The 16,102-nt window shown below is 51.3% G+C and carries 12 protein-coding genes and 1 other RNA gene; all 13 read left to right on the forward strand.

Translation table 11 applies throughout. From position 1 onward, the window contains the following. Nucleotides 1–2 precede the first annotated feature (2 nt). Nucleotides 3–773: a 2-dehydro-3-deoxyglucarate aldolase gene (gene garL, locus OGV75_RS02890; protein WP_005131731.1), complete on the forward strand. Its 771-nt coding sequence runs from the start codon at nucleotides 3–5 to the stop codon at nucleotides 771–773. A 30-nt stretch (nucleotides 774–803) separates the two neighbouring features. Next, nucleotides 804–1,694, forward strand: a complete 891-nt coding sequence (gene garR / locus OGV75_RS02895) for a 2-hydroxy-3-oxopropionate reductase (RefSeq protein ID WP_016154635.1) — start codon at nucleotides 804–806, stop codon at nucleotides 1,692–1,694. Between the two features lie 65 nt (nucleotides 1,695–1,759). Further along, nucleotides 1,760–2,905: a glycerate 2-kinase gene (garK, locus tag OGV75_RS02900; RefSeq protein WP_032931837.1), complete on the forward strand. Its 1,146-nt coding sequence runs from the start codon at nucleotides 1,760–1,762 to the stop codon at nucleotides 2,903–2,905. Nucleotides 2,906–2,937: 32 nt separating this feature from the next. Then, nucleotides 2,938–3,314, forward strand: an RNA gene (gene rnpB, locus OGV75_RS02905) — RNase P RNA component class A. A 990-nt stretch (nucleotides 3,315–4,304) separates the two neighbouring features. Continuing rightward, the gene (gene tdcA, locus OGV75_RS02910; RefSeq protein ID WP_003828596.1) at nucleotides 4,305–5,243 is read left to right on the forward strand and encodes a transcriptional regulator TdcA; all 939 of its coding nucleotides are present in this window, start codon (nucleotides 4,305–4,307) and stop codon (nucleotides 5,241–5,243) included. A gap of 98 nt (nucleotides 5,244–5,341) precedes the next feature. Next, nucleotides 5,342–6,331, forward strand: coding sequence for a bifunctional threonine ammonia-lyase/L-serine ammonia-lyase TdcB (gene tdcB, locus OGV75_RS02915; protein ID WP_003828594.1), 990 nt, complete (start codon nucleotides 5,342–5,344; stop codon nucleotides 6,329–6,331). A 22-nt stretch (nucleotides 6,332–6,353) separates the two neighbouring features. Then, nucleotides 6,354–7,685 (forward strand): threonine/serine transporter TdcC, encoded by a 1,332-nt coding sequence (gene tdcC, locus OGV75_RS02920; RefSeq protein ID WP_016154633.1) that lies wholly within the window; start codon nucleotides 6,354–6,356, stop codon nucleotides 7,683–7,685. A gap of 31 nt (nucleotides 7,686–7,716) precedes the next feature. Next, nucleotides 7,717–8,925, forward strand: a complete 1,209-nt coding sequence (tdcD, locus tag OGV75_RS02925) for a propionate kinase (protein WP_016154632.1) — start codon at nucleotides 7,717–7,719, stop codon at nucleotides 8,923–8,925. Between the two features lie 28 nt (nucleotides 8,926–8,953). Continuing rightward, entirely contained in the window at nucleotides 8,954–11,248 is a 2,295-nt protein-coding gene (gene pflB / locus OGV75_RS02930; protein WP_016154631.1) for a formate C-acetyltransferase, read from the forward strand. A 13-nt stretch (nucleotides 11,249–11,261) separates the two neighbouring features. Further along, a complete protein-coding gene (locus OGV75_RS02935; RefSeq protein ID WP_016157544.1) occupies nucleotides 11,262–11,657 on the forward strand; it encodes an enamine/imine deaminase in 396 nt (131 codons plus the stop codon). An 87-nt stretch (nucleotides 11,658–11,744) separates the two neighbouring features. Then, nucleotides 11,745–13,109 carry an L-serine ammonia-lyase gene (gene tdcG / locus OGV75_RS02940; protein ID WP_019077758.1) on the forward strand — a complete coding sequence of 455 codons (1,365 nt, stop codon included), beginning with the start codon at nucleotides 11,745–11,747 and terminating at the stop codon, nucleotides 13,107–13,109. Nucleotides 13,110–13,434: 325 nt separating this feature from the next. After that, nucleotides 13,435–14,766 (forward strand): SLC5/6 family protein, encoded by a 1,332-nt coding sequence (locus tag OGV75_RS02945; RefSeq protein WP_016157542.1) that lies wholly within the window; start codon nucleotides 13,435–13,437, stop codon nucleotides 14,764–14,766. Nucleotides 14,767–14,790: 24 nt separating this feature from the next. Further along, the gene (locus OGV75_RS02950) at nucleotides 14,791–16,101 is read left to right on the forward strand and encodes an L-cysteine desulfidase family protein (RefSeq protein ID WP_016154627.1); all 1,311 of its coding nucleotides are present in this window, start codon (nucleotides 14,791–14,793) and stop codon (nucleotides 16,099–16,101) included. Nucleotide 16,102: the final 1 nt, after the last annotated feature.

The following is a 16,102-nucleotide window of genomic DNA, read 5'->3' on the forward strand; positions in this document are numbered from 1 at the left end:
CGATGAATAACACGATTTTTCCGAATAAGTTTAAAGCGGCTCTCGCGGCGCAACAGATTCAGATTGGCTGCTGGTCTGCATTAGCCAGCCCAATCAGTACCGAAGTTTTAGGCCTGGCGGGTTTTGACTGGCTGGTGCTGGACGGGGAACACGCGCCGAACGACATATCGACGTTTATCCCGCAATTGATGGCGCTGAAAGGCAGCGCCAGCGCGCCGGTAGTGCGCGTACCGACCAACGAGCCGGTAATTATCAAACGCCTGCTGGATATCGGATTTTACAATTTCCTGATCCCGTTCGTGGAGACGGAAGAAGAGGCGGTGAACGCCGTGGCGTCGACCCGCTATCCGCCGGAAGGTATTCGCGGCGTGTCCGTATCCCATCGCGCCAATATGTTTGGCACCGTACCGGACTACTTTGCGCAGTCGAATAAGAACATCACCATCATCGTGCAGATCGAAAGTCAGCAGGGCGTCGATAACGTTGACGCAATCGCGGCGACAGAAGGCGTCGACGGGGTCTTCGTCGGCCCAAGCGATCTGGCTGCGGCGTTAGGCCACCTCGGCAATGCGTCACACCCTGATGTGCAGAAAGCTATCCAGCACATTTTTGCCCGCGCGAAAGCACACGGCAAACCAAGCGGCATTCTGGCCCCGGTAGAGGCGGATGCGCGTCGTTATCTGGAGTGGGGCGCGACGTTCGTTGCCGTTGGCAGCGATCTTGGCGTGTTCCGTTCAGCCACGCAAAAATTGGCTGATTCTTTTAAGAAATAACCCCCCTCGACAGTAGAGAGAGATAAAGACATGACAATGAAAGTTGGTTTTATTGGCCTCGGTATTATGGGTAAACCAATGAGTAAAAACCTCCTCAAGGCAGGTTACTCGCTGGTGGTTGCTGACCGTAACCCGGAATCCATTGCGGAAGTGATTGCCGCAGGCGCAGAAACCGCCGCCACGGCGAAAGATATTGCCGAGCAGTGCGATGTGATCATCACCATGCTGCCGAATTCTCCGCATGTGAAAGAAGTGGCGCTGGGAGAGGGCGGCATTATTGAAGGGGCGAAACCGGGGACAGTGCTGATCGACATGAGCTCCATCGCGCCGTTAGCCAGCCGTGAAATCAGCGACGCGCTGAAAGCGAAAGGCGTGGATATGCTGGACGCGCCGGTAAGCGGCGGTGAACCGAAAGCTATCGACGGTACTCTGTCGGTGATGGTTGGCGGTGATAAAGCGATTTTTGACAAATATTATGATCTGATGAAAGCGATGGCAGGTTCCGTGGTACATACCGGTGATATCGGTGCAGGTAACGTCACCAAGCTGGCGAATCAGGTGATTGTGGCGCTGAACATTGCGGCGATGTCGGAAGCGCTGACGCTGGCGACCAAAGCGGGCGTAAACCCGGATCTGGTGTATCAGGCGATCCGTGGTGGGCTGGCGGGAAGCACCGTACTGGATGCGAAAGCGCCGATGGTTATGGACAGAAACTTTAAGCCGGGTTTCCGTATCGACCTGCATATTAAAGATCTGGCGAACGCGCTGGATACCTCTCATGGCGTTGGCGCTCAGTTACCGCTGACTGCTGCAGTCATGGAGATGATGCAGGCGCTACGTGCTGATGGGCTGGGCACCGCCGATCATAGCGCACTCGCATGCTACTACGAAAAACTGGCGAAAGTGGAAGTCACTCGCTAACAAGAAGGGCGCGGATGCGCGCCCTGTATTTCTTGCCTTGCGCGGCACTGTCAGGCTACATAACTATGAAAATCGTAATTGCCCCAGACTCTTATAAAGAAAGCCTTTCTGCCACCGAGGTAGCTCAGGCAATAGAAAAAGGATTTCGGGAAATTTTCCCCGATGCGCAATATGTTTCTGTCCCGGTTGCCGATGGCGGTGAAGGAACGGTCGAAGCCATGATTGCCGCTACGCAGGGGAGTGAACATTCAGCGTGGGTGACAGGGCCGCTGGGCGAAAAAGTGAATGCCTGCTGGGGCATGTCTGGAGATGGTAAAACCGCGTTTATCGAAATGGCGGCAGCCAGCGGTCTGGCGTTAGTTCCTCCTGAAAAGCGTAACCCGTTAGTCACCACGTCGCGCGGCACCGGGGAGTTGATTTTGCAGGCGCTGGATAGCGGTGCGCAGAGCATCATTATTGGTATTGGTGGCAGTGCGACCAACGACGGCGGCGCGGGTATGGTGCAGGCGCTGGGGGCGAAACTCTGCGACGCCAACGGGACAGAGATTGGCAACGGTGGTGGAAGCCTGGAGAGTCTGAACACCATCGATATATCGGGCCTGGATCCGCGCTTAAAAACCTGCTCAATTCGCGTGGCCTGCGATGTGACTAATCCACTCACCGGTGATACTGGCGCTTCGCGCATTTTTGGCCCGCAGAAAGGGGCGACGGAAGAACGCATTATCGAACTGGACCGCAATCTGTCTCACTATGCCGACATCATTAAAAAATCGCTGCGGGTTGATGTGAAAGACGTTCCTGGCTCTGGTGCGGCTGGCGGAATGGGCGCCGCATTAATGGCTTTTTTAGGTGCGGAGCTGCGCAGTGGTATTGAGATTGTGACCCAGGCGCTCAATCTGGAAGAGCATATTCATGACTGTACGCTGGTGGTGACCGGAGAAGGGCGGATTGACAGCCAGAGCATTCACGGCAAAGTGCCGGTGGGTGTGGCGAATGTCGCGAAGAAGTACCACAAGCCGGTAATTGGTATTGGCGGCAGCCTGACGCGCGATGTGGAGGTGGTGCATCAATATGGTATCGATGCGGTGTTTAGCGTATTAACCACCATCAGCACGCTGGAAGAGGCCTTTCGTGGGGCATTTGATAATATTTATCGCGCTTCAAGAAACATCGCCGCCACGTTGGCGATAGGAATGCGCAGTGCGGGGTGACAATGCCCCGCAAACCCTCTATACTGCGCGCCGAAGCTGACCAGACAGTCGCCGCTTCGTCGTCGTCCTCTTCGGGGGAGACGGGCGGAGGGGAGGAAAGTCCGGGCTCCATAGGGCAGGGTGCCAGGTAACGCCTGGGGGGGAAACCCACGACCAGTGCAACAGAGAGCAAACCGCCGATGGCCCACGCAAGTGGGATCAGGTAAGGGTGAAAGGGTGCGGTAAGAGCGCACCGCGCGGCTGGTAACAGTCCGTGGCACGGTAAACTCCACCCGGAGCAAGGCCAAATAGGGGTTCACAAGGTACGGCCCGTACTGAACCCGGGTAGGCTGCTTGAGCCAGTGAGCGATTGCTGGCCTAGATGAATGACTGTCCACGACAGAACCCGGCTTATCGGTCAGCTTCACCTCCTTATAAAACCCCGCTTCGGCGGGGTTTTTGCTTTGTAGGCAGACTGTCCACGACGCTATACTCAAAAGAACGCGGCTTATCGGTCAGCTTCACCTCTTTATAAAAAACCCGCTTCGGCGAGGTTTTTTGCTTTATAGGCAGACTGTCCACGACGCTATGCTCAAAAGAACTCGGCTTATCGGTCAACTTCACTCTTTATAAAAACCCCGCTTCGGCGAGGTTTTTTGCTTTATAGACTGGATAAGACGTTTACACTGCCATCCGGCAGACGTTTTTCCTGTCGTGTTGTAGTTGGTTCACCACGAATCAGGCCTTTATTTCCCATTCATCTCATCGTTATTTGACCTTTATTTGCGCGCTGAACTTCTTTTATCTAAGGGAATGTCTTGCGGGATATTTCCTTTTTTGTGATGACTAGCACAAAACGCTGCGCGATACGTTTTTATCGAGAATAATCGAACGCAATCGATCACCATCACAAAATTACTGGCTGATAAATCGTACAAAACTACTGTTAATGCAATGTTGCATTTGATGGTTCTTTGTATGTTTTGGTTTAAATATTAATAAATGCAATGTTTCTTTACAAACAAATAAGGCTAAAAAACGTGATGCATAACGTTATTTGACCACTATAAACGATAAAATATAATTATATTTGATAAGTTGCTTATTAAATTTAAGCACTGTTTTGCCTGGTAATTACTCTGTAATTGATTGAAATATAGCCTTTCGTGGTTTTAAGAAATAGCAGGAGAAATGGTGTTGTTATAGCCATAAAAAATCGTTATCCCCCCATCTTTTTTTGATTAAAGTCAGGATAAAGTGAGATCGATATTTCATATCTATATGATTATTAAGTGATTTAAATTTAAATAATAGTCTTACAAAATGTAAGTCAAGGGGATTTGTGAGTGGTAGCACATATCCTCGTTCGCTTAATTTGGTACACTTCCTGCCGTCAACAAAGTAATTAGCGCAGGTCGATATGAATACTATTACACTCCCTAAAACACAGCACTTAGTGGTCTTTCAGGAAGTCATTAGAAGCGGTTCTATCGGCTCAGCTGCAAAAGAATTAGGTTTAACTCAACCGGCTGTCAGCAAAATCATTAATGATGTAGAAGCTTATTTCGGTATTGAGTTAGTCGTACGCAAAAATACTGGTGTGACATTAACTCAGGCAGGTCAGGTTATGCTCTCATGGTCTGAATCTATTACCCGTGAAATGAAGAACATGGTTGATGAGATGAACAGCATGACGAGCAATGCGGTCGTTGATGTGTCGTTTGGCTTTCCTTCACTGATTGCCTTCACCATCATGTCCGGCATGATTAAAAAATTCAAAGAAGTGTTCCCGAAAGCGCAGGTTTCCATGTATGAAGCTCAGCTCTCCTCGTTCTTACCTGCGATTCGTGACGGGCGTCTGGACTTCGCGATTGGTACGCTGAGTGATGAGATGAAACTGCACGATCTGCATGTTGAGCCGCTCTTTGAGTCAGACTTCATCCTGGTTGCCAGCAAGTCCCGAACATGCACCGGCATCACCTCGCTGAGCGCGTTGAAAAACGAACAGTGGGTGTTGCCACAAACGAATATGGGGTACTACAGTGAACTTCTAACCACGTTACAAAATAATGGCATCAGCAGTGAAAACATCGTTAAAACAGACTCCGTCGTTACGATTTATAATCTTGTTCTCAATGCTGATTTCTTAACAGTAATTCCCTGCGATATGACCACACCGTTTGGCTCAAACCAGTTTATTACTATCCCGGTAGAAGAAACCTTACCCGTCGCGCGTTATGCCGCCGTATGGTCGAAAAATTATCGAATTAAAAAAGCAGCATCTATTTTGGTGGAATTAGCCAAAGAGTATTCATCATATAATTGTCGGAGACGAAGGCAATTAATTGAAATTGATTAAAGATTGAATTTTTTTTAACACGAAATCAACGCCATCTGTCTATATCTGACAATGGTCATGGCTATCTATTTACTTTAATACCCTAGTAAGAGGTTCTAATGCACATTACATACGATCTCCCAGTTGCAATTGAAGATATCCTCGAAGCGAAAAAAAGACTGGCGGGGAAAATTTATAAAACGGGAATGCCTCGCTCTAACTATTTTAGTGAACGTTGCAAAGGGGAAATTTTCCTCAAGTTTGAAAATATGCAGCGTACCGGTTCATTTAAAATCCGTGGCGCGTTTAACAAGCTCAGTTCATTAACCGAAGCTGAAAGATGTAAGGGCGTGGTGGCTTGCTCTGCAGGTAACCATGCGCAAGGGGTTTCTCTCTCCTGCGCCATGCTCGGAATCGACGGCAAAGTGGTCATGCCGAAAGGCGCGCCGAAGTCTAAAGTTGCTGCAACCTGCGATTATTCCGCAGAGGTTGTGCTGCACGGCGACAACTTCAACGACACCATCGCTAAGGTTAGCGAGATTGTGGAAACTGAAGGCCGTATCTTTATTCCGCCATATGATGACCCGAAAGTGATTGCTGGTCAGGGCACTATTGGTCTGGAAATTCTGGAAGATCTGTACGATGTCGATAACGTGATTGTGCCAATTGGCGGTGGCGGACTGATTGCTGGTATTGCGGTGGCAATTAAATCTATTAACCCGACTATTAAAATTATTGGCGTACAGTCTGAAAATGTTCATGGCATGGCGGCTTCTTTCCACGCTGGAGAAATAACCACGCACCGAACGACCGGCACCCTGGCGGATGGTTGTGACGTTTCCCGCCCGGGTACTTTAACGTATGAAATTGTTCGTGAGTTGGTGGATGACATTGTCCTGGTCAGCGAAGATGAAATTCGCAACAGCATGGTAGCATTAATTCAGCGAAATAAAGTTGTGACTGAAGGTGCCGGCGCGCTGGCTTGCGCAGCATTATTAAGCGGGAAATTAGATAGCTATATCCAGAACAGAAAAACAGTCAGCATTATTTCTGGCGGTAATATCGACCTTTCTCGTGTATCTCAAATTACTGGTTTAGTTGACGCTTAATATACTTCGTTGAGGATAGGATATGAGTACTACTGATAGCATTGTATCCAGCCAGACAAAACAGTCGTCCTGGCGCAAATCGGACACCACCTGGACACTGGGTTTATTTGGTACAGCCATCGGCGCCGGGGTGCTGTTCTTCCCTATCCGCGCAGGTTTTGGCGGACTGATCCCCATTCTGATAATGCTGGTGTTAGCATACCCCATCGCCTTCTATTGCCACCGTGCGCTGGCACGCCTGTGTCTTTCCGGTTCTAACCCTTCCGGTAACATCACAGAAACGGTTGAAGAGCACTTTGGTAAAACGGGCGGCGTGGTTATCACGTTCCTCTACTTCTTTGCGATTTGTCCGCTGCTGTGGATTTATGGCGTCACCATTACCAACACCTTTATGACCTTTTGGGAAAACCAGTTGCAGATGCCAGCGTTAAACCGTGGCTTCGTGGCACTGTTCCTGCTGCTGTTGATGGCATTCGTCATCTGGTTTGGTAAGGATCTGATGGTTAAAGTGATGAGCTACCTGGTATGGCCGTTTATTGCCAGCCTGGTGCTGATCTCTCTGTCTCTGATTCCTTACTGGAACTCTGCGGTTATCGATCAGGTTGATCTCAGCAATATCGCTCTGACTGGCCATGACGGCATCCTGGTTACCGTGTGGCTGGGTATTTCCATCATGGTGTTCTCTTTCAACTTCTCACCTATCGTTTCTTCCTTCGTGGTCTCTAAACGTGAAGAGTATGAGAAAGATTACGGTCGCGAATTTACCGAGCAGAAATGTTCAAAAATCATCTCCCGCGCCAGTATGCTGATGGTTGCCGTGGTGATGTTCTTTGCCTTTAGCTGCCTGTTCACGCTCTCTCCGGCAAACATGGCGGATGCGAAAGCGCAGAACATTCCAGTACTGTCTTACCTGGCGAACCACTTCGCTTCACTGTCCGGTTCGAAGTCCACCTTCGCGACCGTTCTGGAGTACGGCGCTTCAATCATCGCACTGGTTGCTATCTTCAAATCTTTCTTCGGCCACTACCTGGGCACGCTGGAAGGTCTGAACGGTCTGGTACTGAAGTTTGGTTACAAAGGCGATAAAACTAAGGTTTCTGCTGGCAAACTTAATACCATCAGCATGATCTTCATCATGGGCTCCACCTGGGTTGTGGCTTACGCCAACCCGAACATCCTGGACCTGATTGAAGCAATGGGCGCGCCGATTATTGCCTCTCTGCTCTGCCTGCTGCCGATGTATGCCATCCGTAAAGCGCCGTCACTGGCGAAATACCGTGGCCGTCTGGATAACGTGTTTGTTACCGTGATTGGTCTGCTGACTATCCTGAACATTGTCTACAAACTGTTTTAATCCTTAAGCTCAGGATGAGCGGAGTAGTGAAATGAATGAGTTTCCGGTAGTACTGGTTATTAACTGTGGTTCGTCTTCCATTAAATTCTCAGTGCTGGATGCAGCGAACTGTGAAGTTTTAATGGCGGGAATCGCGGACGGTATTAACTCTGAAAATGCGTTCATAGCAATTAATGGAGGAGAGCCAGCTAAGCTGGCTCACCACAGCTACGAAGACGCATTAAAAGCAATCGCCGTTGAACTGGAAAAACGTAATTTAATGGACAGCGTGGCCTTAATTGGCCACCGCATTGCCCACGGTGGAAATATCTTTACCGAATCAGCAATTATTACTGACGACGTTATCGATAATATTCGCCGGGTATCGCCTTTAGCACCGTTACATAATTATGCGAACCTCAGTGGGATTGAATCCGCACAGCACCTTTTCCCAGGCGTGCAGCAGGTTGCGGTATTTGATACCAGCTTCCACCAGACGATGGCCCCAGAGGCCTATCTTTACGGTCTACCGTGGAAATATTTTGAGGAGTTAGGCGTTCGTCGTTATGGCTTCCACGGCACGTCGCACCGCTATGTATCTCAGCGAGCGCATGAGCTTCTTGAGCTGCAGAGTGATGACTCCGGTCTGGTTGTGGCTCACCTGGGGAACGGCGCGTCAATCTGCGCGGTGCGTAACGGGCAGAGCGTTGATACCTCAATGGGCATGACGCCGTTGGAAGGGCTGATGATGGGCACACGCAGCGGTGACGTCGATTTCGGCGCCATGGCGTGGATTGCCAGCGAAACCAACCAGACGCTGAGCGACCTTGAGCGCGTTGTGAATAAAGAGTCCGGTTTACTGGGTATTTCCGGTTTGTCCTCTGACTTACGTACGTTAGAAAAAGCCTGGCACGAGGGACATGAGCGTGCGCAGTTGGCGATTAAAACGTTTGTGCATCGTATCGCGCGCCATATCGCCGGACATGCCGCTTCGCTGCATCGTCTTGATGGGATTATTTTCACCGGTGGAATAGGTGAGAACTCGGTATTAATTCGTCGTCTGGTTATTGAACATCTCGCCGTTTTAGGGGTGAATATCGACAGCGAGATGAATAGCCTGCCAAATTCCCATGGCGAAAGAATTATCTCTAATAAAGATGCTCGTGTTATTTGTGCGGTTATTCCCACAAATGAAGAGAAAATGATTGCGCGTGATGCCATTGCGTTAGGCAAAATTAATATACCAGTAGAATTTGCATAATTAATTTTCAGCAGAGAGATTATTTTTCATGAAGGTAAATATCGATACCAGCGATATGCTGTATGCCGAAGCCTGGAATGGCTTTAAAGGTACGGACTGGAAAGAAGAAATTAATGTCCGTGATTTTATTCAGCACAACTATACGCCTTATGAAGGGGATGAATCTTTCCTCGCCGAAGCAACGCCAGCGACCACTGCATTGTGGGAAAAAGTCATGGCGGGCATCCGTATTGAAAACTCGACGCACGCCCCGGTTGATTTCGATACCAATATTGCCACCACGATAACCGCACATGATGCGGGTTATATTGAACAAGAACTGGAAAAAATCGTCGGTCTGCAAACGGATAAGCCGCTCAAGCGCGCTCTGCATCCGTTTGGCGGCATCAACATGATCAAAAGCTCTTTTGATGCTTATGGTCGTGAGATGGATGCTGATTTTGAATACCAGTTTACTGAACTGCGTAAAACCCATAACCAGGGCGTATTCGACGCCTACTCTCCGGATATGCTGCGCTGCCGTAAATCCGGCGTGCTGACCGGTCTGCCGGATGGCTATGGCCGTGGTCGTATCATCGGCGACTATCGCCGCGTCGCGCTGTACGGTATCCGCTACCTGGTACGTGAGCGTGAACTGCAGTTTGCCGATCTCCAGTCGAACCTGGAGTGGGGCCAGAATCTTGAAGCCACGATTCGCCTGCGCGAAGAGCTGTCTGAGCACCGTCGCGCCCTGCTGCAGATGCAGGAAATGGCAGCGAAGTACGGCTGCGATATCTCCCGCCCGGCGCGTAATGCGCAGGAAGCGGTGCAGTGGGTTTACTTTGCTTACCTGGCTGCGGTGAAATCTCAGAACGGCGGCGCAATGTCGTTGGGCCGTACCGCATCGTTCCTCGACATCTACATTGAGCGCGATTTCAAAGCGGGAATTTTAAACGAGCAGCAGGCGCAGGAGCTGATCGACCACTTCATTATGAAGATCCGTATGGTGCGCTTCCTGCGTACGCCGGAATTCGACACCCTGTTCTCAGGCGACCCTATCTGGGCGACTGAAGTTATCGGCGGCATGGGGCTGGATGGCCGCACGCTGGTAACGAAAAACTCGTTCCGCTACCTGCATACGCTGCACACTATGGGGCCGGCGCCTGAGCCGAACCTGACGGTGCTGTGGTCTGAAGCGCTGCCGATTGCCTTCAAAAAGTACGCCGCCCAAGTGTCTATCATCACCTCGTCTTTGCAGTATGAAAACGACGATTTGATGCGTGCCGACTTTGACAGCGATGACTATGCCATTGCCTGCTGCGTAAGCCCGATGGTTATCGGCAAACAAATGCAGTTCTTCGGTGCGCGTGCCAACCTCGCCAAAACGTTGCTGTACGCAATCAACGGCGGCGTGGATGAGAAGCTGAAAATTCAGGTTGGGCCGAAAACGGCACCGCTGATGGATGACGTGCTGGATTACGATACGGTGATGGAGAGCCTGGACCACTTTATGGACTGGCTGGCCGTGCAGTACATCAGCGCGCTGAACATCATCCACTATATGCACGACAAGTACAGCTATGAAGCTTCGCTGATGGCGCTGCACGATCGTGATGTCTATCGCACGATGGCTTGTGGTATGGCGGGTCTGTCCGTGGCGGCGGATTCTCTGTCGGCTATCAAATACGCCCGCGTGAAACCGATTCGTGATGAAAACGGTCTGGCTGTCGATTTCGAAATCGAAGGCGACTATCCGCAATACGGCAACAACGACGAGCGAGTAGACAGCATTGCCTGCGACCTGGTTGAACGTTTCATGAAGAAAATTAAGGTGTTGCCAACCTACCGTAACGCAGTGCCGACGCAGTCCATCCTGACCATCACCTCCAACGTGGTGTACGGACAGAAAACCGGTAACACACCGGACGGACGTCGCGCAGGTACGCCGTTTGCACCAGGGGCTAACCCGATGCACGGTCGCGATCGTAAAGGCGCGGTTGCGTCGTTAACCTCGGTGGCCAAACTGCCGTTTACCTATGCCAAAGACGGCATCTCGTACACCTTCTCCATTGTGCCGGCTGCACTGGGCAAAGAAGATGGGGTGCGTAAAACCAACCTGGTTGGTCTGCTGGATGGTTACTTCCACCATGAAGCGCATGTGGAAGGTGGGCAGCATCTGAACGTTAACGTTATGAACCGTGAAATGTTGATGGATGCTATTGAGCACCCGGAAAACTATCCAAACCTGACGATCCGCGTGTCTGGCTATGCGGTGCGCTTCAACGCGTTGACCCGTGAACAGCAGCAGGATGTTATTTCACGTACTTTCACCCAGGCGCTCTGACGCCGGAGGGATTATGAGAAAAGTTATTGCAACCGAATGTGCGCCAGGGGCGATTGGGCCTTACGTACAGGGCGTGGATCTGGGCAGCATGGTGTTGACGTCAGGTCAAATCCCGGTGTGTCCACAGACCGGTGAAGTGGCAGAAAACGTGGCCGATCAGGCACGTCAAAGCCTGGAAAACGTGAAAGCGATCGTCGAGTCCGCAGGTTTGAAAGTGAGCGATATCGTGAAGACTACCGTTTTCGTATCCGACCTGAACGACTTCGCCACCATTAACCAGGTGTACCAGCAGTTCTTTGATGAGCATCAGGCTATCTACCCCACGCGCAGTTGCGTACAGGTCGCCCGCTTACCAAAGGATGTGAAGCTGGAGATTGAAGCCATCGCCGTACGTGGCGACACGCTGTAATCCCTTGCGGGGCGATCTCAGGAGCGCCCCAATCCTTAATGAGTGTGAAACCTGGTCTTCACTGAACGGCAATCCGAGGGTGTGGATATGATTAGCGCATTCGATATTTTCAAGATTGGCATTGGACCTTCCAGCTCCCATACCGTGGGGCCAATGAACGCAGGTAAAAGCTTTATCGATCTGTTGGTCAGCAGCGGAGAACTCCCCAGAACCACACATATTGTGGTCGATCTTTACGGATCGCTTTCCCTGACCGGGAAAGGTCATGCGACAGATGTCGCGATCATGATGGGGCTGGCCGGTAACAGTCCGCAAAACGTTAATATAGACTCAATCGCTGGTTTTACTCAGGAAGTGGCCCGTACCGGACGTTTGCCGGTTGCTGAGGGCACGCATGTTGTCGATTTCTCTCCAGATGAAAATATTCTCTTTCATACCGAAACGCTGCCGCGCCATGAAAATGGCATGCGTATCACCGCGTGGAACGGCACCGAGAGGCTATTAAGCAAAACCTATTACTCCGTCGGCGGTGGTTTTATCATTGAAGAGGAGCAATTTGGGCAGGTGCATGATGTTGAAGCACACGTGCCCTACAATTTTCATTCCGCCAGCGAACTGCTGAAACTGTGCGAGCGCAATGGGCTGTCTGTTTCCGGCTTGATGATGCAAAACGAGCTGGCGATGCGCAGCAAAGAGGAAATCGATGCTGGCTTTGCCGCCATTTGGGACGTCATGCACGCCGGGATTGAGCGCGGCATGAACACCGAAGGCGTCCTGCCGGGGCCGCTTAACGTTCCGCGTCGCGCCGTGGCGTTACGCCGGTTGCTGGTTTCCAGCGATAATCTGTCCAGCGACCCGATGAACGTTATTGACTGGATCAACATGTTCGCGCTGGCCGTGAGCGAAGAAAACGCCGCCGGGTGCCGGGTTGTGACGGCGCCGACCAACGGTGCATGTGGGATTATTCCCGCCGTATTGGCCTATTACGACAAGTTCCGCCGTCCGGTGAATGCGAACTCCATTGCCCGCTATTTGCTGGCCGCGGGGGCGATAGGCGCGCTGTATAAGATGAACGCCTCTATTTCTGGTGCTGAGGTGGGCTGCCAGGGTGAGATTGGCGTAGCCTGTTCAATGGCGGCTGCCGGTCTGACGGAACTGCTGGGCGGTAGCCCGTCTCAGGTCTGTATCGCAGCAGAAATCGCCATGGAGCATAACCTGGGGCTGACCTGCGATCCGGTAGCCGGACAGGTGCAAATACCGTGCATTGAACGTAATGCGATCAACGCAGTAAAAGCCGTCAACGCCGCGCGCATGGCGCTACGTCGAACGTCAGAACCACGCGTTTCGCTCGATAAAGTGATCGAGACCATGTATGAAACGGGCAAAGATATGAACGACAAATACCGTGAAACCTCACGCGGTGGGCTGGCAATTAAAGTGGTTTGTACCTGAGGTGAAAAACCGTGCCTGGTAAGCGCAGCGCTATCCGGCAATAAATTAATCAATATGGCATGATAAAAAAGGTGCACGTTAGTGCGCCTTTTTTGTTGTGATCTGCTTCAAATATAGAAATTCAATTCTTTATATGGAAATAAAAGAGAAAATATTTCTTAACTTTTAGAAATTACAGGGGTTTGTTTGTGAAGTTTTTCTCTGATCCTGCGCGTATGATTTCCTCATTACTCCAATAGCTCACCTGCACCGTAGTACTGCGTATCGCATTGAGGCAGTACGAAAAAAATATAAAAACCTCTACCTACACATTGAGCGGAAAATTATGGAAACGGCAACGAATAACAGCGTAATACTCGACGCATCTGCTCCGGCACGTCGGGCGGGAATGACCGAAAGTGAATGGCGCGAAGCCATTAAATTCGACAGCATGGACACCGGCTGGGTCATTATGAGTATCGGTATGGCAATTGGTGCGGGGATTGTTTTTCTTCCCGTCCAGGTGGGTTTGATGGGGCTGTGGGTGTTTTTGCTCTCCTCTATCATCGGTTACCCAGCCATGTATCTGTTCCAGCGTCTGTTTATTAATACGCTGGCTGAGTCCCCAGAGTGTAAAGACTACCCGAGCGTAATCAGCGGCTATCTGGGTAAGAACTGGGGCATCCTGTTAGGTGCGTTGTATTTTGTGATGCTGGTTATCTGGATGTTCGTCTATTCCACCGCCATCACCAACGATAGCGCCTCCTACCTGCATACTTTTGGTGTTACTGAAGGGTTACTGTCCGACAGCCCGTTCTATGGCCTGGTGCTGATTTGCATCCTGGTGGCTATCTCGTCCCGCGGGGAAAAACTGCTGTTTAAAATCTCCACCGGTATGGTACTGACCAAGCTGCTGGTGGTGGCGGCGCTTGGCGTGTCGATGGTTGGGATGTGGCATTTATATAACGTAGGTTCACTGCCGCCGATGGCACTGTTGATCAAAAACGCGATTATCACGCTGCCGTTTACCCTGACCTCGATTCTGTTTATTCAGACCTTAAGCCCGATGGTTATCTCCTATCGTTCTCGCAATAAATCCATTGAAGTGGCACGCCATAAAGCCCTGCGAGCCATGAATATTGCGTTCGGTATTCTGTTTGTGACCGTCTTTTTCTACGCCGTTTCCTTCACGCTGGCGATGGGCCATGACGAAGCGGTTAAAGCTTATGAGCAGAACATTTCCGCTCTGGCGATTGCCGCGCAGTTTATCAGCGGCGCGGGTGCTGGCTGGGTGAAAATCGTCAGCGTTATTCTGAACATCTTTGCCGTAATGACCGCTTTCTTCGGCGTTTACTTAGGGTTCCGTGAAGCCACTCAAGGGATCGTGATGAACGTGCTGCGCCGCAAAATGCCAGCCGAGAAAATCAATGAGACCCTGGTTCAGCGCGGCATTATGGTTTTCGCTATCCTGCTGGCGTGGGGAGCCATTGTGCTCAATGCGCCGGTACTGAGCTTCACTTCTATTTGTAGCCCTATCTTCGGCATGGTGGGATGTCTGATCCCGGCCTGGTTGGTCTACAAAGTTCCTGCACTGCACAAATACAAAGGCGCCTCCCTGTATCTGATTATTGTCACGGGCCTGCTGCTGTGCGTTTCTCCGTTCCTGGCATTTTCCTGAGATATCTGAGCAAAGGTTGTTGTTATGTTTGAGACTACATTGAATCCATTATGGGATAGTTTTATCCGCGCGGTGCAGGAAGAAGTTAAGCCTGCGCTGGGCTGCACGGAACCTATCTCTCTGGCTCTGGCGGCAGCGGTCGCCTCCTCTGAGCTGGACGGCGCGGTTGAACGCATTGATGCGTGGGTCTCACCGAACCTGATGAAAAACGGCATGGGCGTTACCGTGCCGGGTACCGGAATGGTTGGGCTGCCTGTCGCGGCGGCACTGGGTGCGCTGGGGGGAAATGCCCACGCCGGTTTAGAGGTACTGAAAGACGCCTCGCCTCAAGCGATTGCCGATGCGAAAGCGATGCTTACCGCCGGGAAGGTCGCGGTGATGCTGCAGGAGCCATGCGAGGACATTCTCTTCTCCCGTGCGAAGGTTTATAGCGCTGAGGGATGGGCGTGCGTGACGATTGTTGGTGGTCATACCAACATTGTGCACATTGAGACCAATAAGGGCGTGGTGTTCACGACAGAACAGAACGCTCAGGAAGAGGAGCAAGAGTCACCGTTGGCGGTATTGTCTCACACATCGCTGGAAGAGATTCTGGCGTTCGTGAACGCGGTACCGTTTGAGTCAATCCGCTTTATTCTCGATGCGGCGAAACTGAACGGTGCGCTGTCCCAGGAAGGGCTGCGCGGTAACTGGGGCTTGCACATCGGAACCACGCTTGAGAAGCAGTGCGCGCGTGGCCTGCTGGCGAACGATCTCTCCACCTCTATTCTGATCCGCACCAGTGCAGCATCGGATGCGCGAATGGGGGGAGCGACGCTTCCGGCAATGAGCAACTCGGGCTCTGGTAATCAGGGGATTACCGCGACCGTTCCGGTAATGGTGGTGGCTGAGCACTTTGGTGCGGATGAAGAAAAACTGGCGCGTGCGCTGATGTTGTCTCACCTGAGCGCTATCTACATCCATCATCAGCTTCCGCGTTTGTCTGCATTGTGTGCGGCAACCACGGCGGCGATGGGCGCCGCGGCGGGGATGGCGTGGATCGTTGATGGTCGCTACAACACCATCGCGATGGCAATCAGCAGCATGATTGGCGACGTGAGCGGAATGATTTGCGATGGCGCCTCAAACAGCTGCGCGATGAAAGTTTCAACCAGCGCATCTGCGGCGTGGAAAGCGGTGCTGATGGCGCTGGATGACACCGCTGTGACCGGCAATGAAGGGATTGTGGCGCACAACGTGGAGCAATCTATCACGAACCTGTGTGCGCTGGCGTGTCGCTCGATGCAGGAAACCGACAAGCAGATCATTGAGATCATGGCCAGTAAGGCACATTAAT

The organism is Citrobacter sp. Cb028 (genome assembly GCF_030336705.1).
Taxonomy (GTDB): Bacteria; Pseudomonadota; Gammaproteobacteria; order Enterobacterales; family Enterobacteriaceae; genus Citrobacter; species Citrobacter braakii.